The sequence below is a fragment of the Curtobacterium flaccumfaciens genome (genome assembly GCF_051548005.1).
Lineage (GTDB): Bacteria > Actinomycetota > Actinomycetes > Actinomycetales > Microbacteriaceae > Curtobacterium.
In genome coordinates, this window is sequence record NZ_JBPUGH010000222.1 from 1 (window position 1) to 3,435 (window position 3,435).

3 protein-coding genes, 1 tRNA gene and 1 pseudogene are annotated in these 3,435 nt (G+C 73.0%); 1 reads left to right on the top strand and 4 read right to left on the bottom strand.

Translation table 11 applies throughout. The features are described 5' to 3' along the window. Positions 1-103: 103 nt before the first annotated feature. The 4 genes from ACSW7Y_RS16585 to ACSW7Y_RS16600 form a co-directional block, all read right to left on the bottom strand. The gene (locus tag ACSW7Y_RS16585) at positions 104-709 is read right to left on the bottom strand and encodes an ANTAR domain-containing response regulator (RefSeq protein ID WP_022903868.1); all 606 of its coding nucleotides are present in this window, start codon (positions 707-709) and stop codon (positions 104-106) included. Positions 710-768: 59 nt separating this feature from the next. Continuing rightward, positions 769-849: transfer RNA gene (locus ACSW7Y_RS16590), tRNA-Leu, on the bottom strand. A 7-nt stretch (positions 850-856) separates the two neighbouring features. Next, positions 857-2,371: an ATP-binding protein gene (locus ACSW7Y_RS16595; protein WP_438127336.1), complete on the bottom strand. Its 1,515-nt coding sequence runs from the start codon at positions 2,369-2,371 to the stop codon at positions 857-859. Beyond that, on the bottom strand, positions 2,368-3,051 hold the full coding sequence (locus ACSW7Y_RS16600; RefSeq protein ID WP_438127337.1) for a response regulator transcription factor: 684 nt from the start codon (positions 3,049-3,051) through the stop codon (positions 2,368-2,370). The genes ACSW7Y_RS16595 and ACSW7Y_RS16600 overlap by 4 nt, the downstream gene beginning before the upstream one ends. Positions 3,052-3,208: 157 nt before the next feature. Here ACSW7Y_RS16600 and ACSW7Y_RS16605 point away from each other — a divergent pair. Next, positions 3,209-3,435, top strand: a pseudogene (locus tag ACSW7Y_RS16605) (hypothetical protein); the annotation flags it as partial.

Genomic DNA, 3,435 nt, shown 5'->3' on the forward strand with positions numbered 1-3,435 from the left:
GGCTGGCGCACACCGCGCCTCCAGGCCGGTCTCGGAGTCCACGGACGACGAGAGCGCCGCCTCCCGTTGGGGAGACGGCGCTCTCGTGCGAGCGACGCGGTCGCTACTTCTTGGCGCTGAGCTGCTCGATGATCGCCTTGGCGACGTCGTGCATGGTCAGACGGCGGTCCATCGACGCCTTCTGGATCCAGCGGAACGCCTCGGGCTCGGTGAGGCCCATCTTCTCGTTGAGCAGGCCCTTGGCGCGGTCGACGAGCTTGCGGGTCTCGAATCGCTCGACGAGGTCGGCGACCTCGGCCTCGAGCGTGATGATCTGCTGGTGACGCGAGAGGGCGATCTCGATCGCGGGCAGCAGGTCGTTCGGGGTGAACGGCTTGACGACGTACGCGAGGGCGCCGGCCTCGGTGGCGCGCTCGACGAGGTCCTTCTGGCTGAACGCCGTGAGGAGGACCACCGGAGCGATGTGGTTCTTGGAGAGCTTCTCGGCCGCGGAGATGCCGTCGAGCTGCGGCATCTTGACGTCCATCACGACGAGGTCGGGGCGGAGGTCGGTGGCGAGCTGTACGGCGGTCTCGCCGTCGCCCGCTTCACCGACGACGTCGAAGCCGTTGTCGCGGAGGATCTCGACGATGTCGAGGCGGATGAGCGACTCGTCCTCGGCGACGACGACGCGACGCGGTGCTGCTGGGGTTGCTTCTGTGTCACTCACGCAGAGCAGCCTACTAGACCGAAGAAGTGCCAGTTGCAGGCCGTTCCATCAGCCAGTCGTACGAGTGGCGGGACTCGAACCCGCACGCCGTGAGGCAGAGCATTTTGAGTGCCCCGTGTCTACCGTTCCACCACACTCGCGAGGAGATCAGGCTAGCAGCACCCGCAGGTCGAACACCGCGCCCCCGAGTCCCCCGGCACCGCCCCGGTCGCTGCGTCCGCCGGCGTGCGCGAGCGTCCCGCCGTGCGCCTCGGCGATGCCCCGGGCGATGGGCAGCCCCAGGCCGGCCCCGCCGGAGCGGACGTCGCGGGAGGCCTCGAGCCGGACGAGCCGGTCGAACACCCGCTCGCGTTCGTCCGTCGGGATGCCCGGGCCGTCGTCCTCGACCCGGACGACGGCCTCGCCCGGCGCGTCGGTCAGCGTGAGGCGGACCGTCCCGCCCGGCCCCGTGGCCCGCGCGGCGTTGTCGACGAGGTTGCCGAGGACCTGTGCGAGCCGGTCCGGGTCGACGTCGGCGATGACCGGACCGCCGGGCACGGTGGTCTCGACTCTGGTGGCCGGGAGCCGGAGGCGAAGCCGTTCGGCCTCGGACACGAGCCACGGACCGAGGTCGGTCGGACGCCGGTCGAGCGCGATGCCGCGGTCGAGCCGGGCCATCGTCAGCATGTCGTCGACGAGCCGGGCCGCTCGGTCCGCCTGCCGGACGACGTGCACCGCGAGCTCCTCGTTCGTCGCGGGGTCCGCACTCCCGTTCCGGACGAGGGTGTCAGCCGCCGCACGGACGCCGGCGACGGGGGTCCGGAGCTCGTGCGCGGCGTCGGAGAGGAACCCGCGCACCCGTTCCTCGGCGGCGACGGCCTTCGCCTCCGCACCCTCGACGGCGTCGAGCATCTCGTCGAACGCGAGCGCCACCCGGCCGATCTCGGTGTCCGTGCGCTCCGGCCGGAGTCGTCGACCACGGTCACCGGAGGCGATCGAGCGAGCGGCGCCGGTCATCTCGTCGAGCGGCCGCATGGTCCGCCGCACGACGAGGACGAGTCCGACGACCGCGACCCCGAGGAACGCCGCGGACGCGCCGCCCATCACCCAGCCGAGCTGCGCGAGGGTCTCCTGCACGTCGCGGGTCCCGGCGGTGAGGGTGATGCGTGTCCCGTCGGCGAGGTCCGAGCGGAGCGTGAGCACGCCGTCGTCGTCCCGCACCGAGGACGACGTGATCCGTGTGCCGGTCGTCGACGTGCTGCTCGACCCTGCTGCGGACGACCCGATCGCCGCCGATCGTCCCGTGCCCGAGCCGTCCGCCTTCGCAGCGGGGCCCGGCAGACCACCCGGGTCCGGCGGGCCCTTCCGCAGCTGGTCGGGTGTCGGACCCGCCTCGACGGCGGCACCGTCCGGCTCGACGATGCGGACGGACAGCCCCTGCGCGGAGAGACGCCCGGCGAGGTCGTCGGCGTCGAGCACCCCGACGAGCGCGGCGGCCGCCGAGGCCCGGTCGCGCAGGCGGTCCTCCACCTGGGCGGTGAGCCGGGCGCCGAGGACGGCCTCGACCGCGACGACGAGCCCCGCGAGCAGCACGGCGAGGAGCACGGTGACGGCGACGACGGTGCGGAGCCGGAGGGACGTGGTGCGGAGCGGTCGCTCGGTCGCGGTGCCGTCCGCACTCACGCGGCACCTCGGTCGACCGCGAGCCGGTACCCCAGCCCACGCACGGTGTGCACGAGTCGGGGTCCGTGAGCCTCCATCTTCCGCCGCAGCGCGCTGAGGTGGACCTCGACCACGTTCGGGTCGACGTCCTCGTACCCCCACACCTGCGTCGTGATCTGCGCCTTCGAGACCGTGCGTCCGCGACTCTCGGCGAGGAACCGGAGCAGCCGGAACTCCGTCGCGGTGAGGTCGAGCAGCACGCCGGCCCGCCGGACCGTCGACGCGTCGGGGTCCAGCACGAGGTCCGCGACCTCGATCACCGACGGCACGCGGCCGCGTCGCCGCAGCACCGCCGTCACGCGGGCGACGAGCTCGGCCATCGCGAACGGCTTCACCACGTAGTCGTCCGCGCCCTCCGCGAACCCCCGGAGTCGATCGTCGAGCTCGTCGCGTGCGGTCATCATCACGACGGCGGCGTCCGATCGGGCGCGGACGCGTGCGGCGAGCAGGATGCCGCTCGGGCCGGGGAGCATCCAGTCGAGCAGCACGAGGTCGGGGGCGGTCCGGTCGAGGTCGTCGGCGATCGCCCGGCCGTCCGGGGCCTCGGCGACGGCGAAGCCCTCGGCGCGGAGGGTCGTCACGACCGAGGTCCGGAGGGAGTCGTCGTCCTCCACCACGAGGATGCGTGCGGATGCGTTCACGGCGGACACCGTAGGTCCGCCCCGCCATCACGGAGCCTGGAACGGCCTGGAGAAACCCTGTGTGCCGCACATGCTTCAGTCCTGCTTCAGATTCGGATCCGAGCGTCTCATCCGCGGCGGTCCGACCGGGTCAGCCGCTCGACGAACAGGAGACACCATGCAGCACGAACAGGACGACCAGCCCACCGCCGGCCGTCGACGCCGGACCCTCCGTGCGGTCGGCATCGGCTCCGCCGCGGCCGCGGTGCTGGTCCTCGGGGGGATCGGCGTGACGGCAGCCATGGCCGCCCCGAGCGCACCGACGGTCGCTCCGTCCGGCGCGCCCTCAGGGGCACCGAGCGGTGCACCGAGCGGCGCACCCAGCGGTGCACCGAAGGCCGGGCC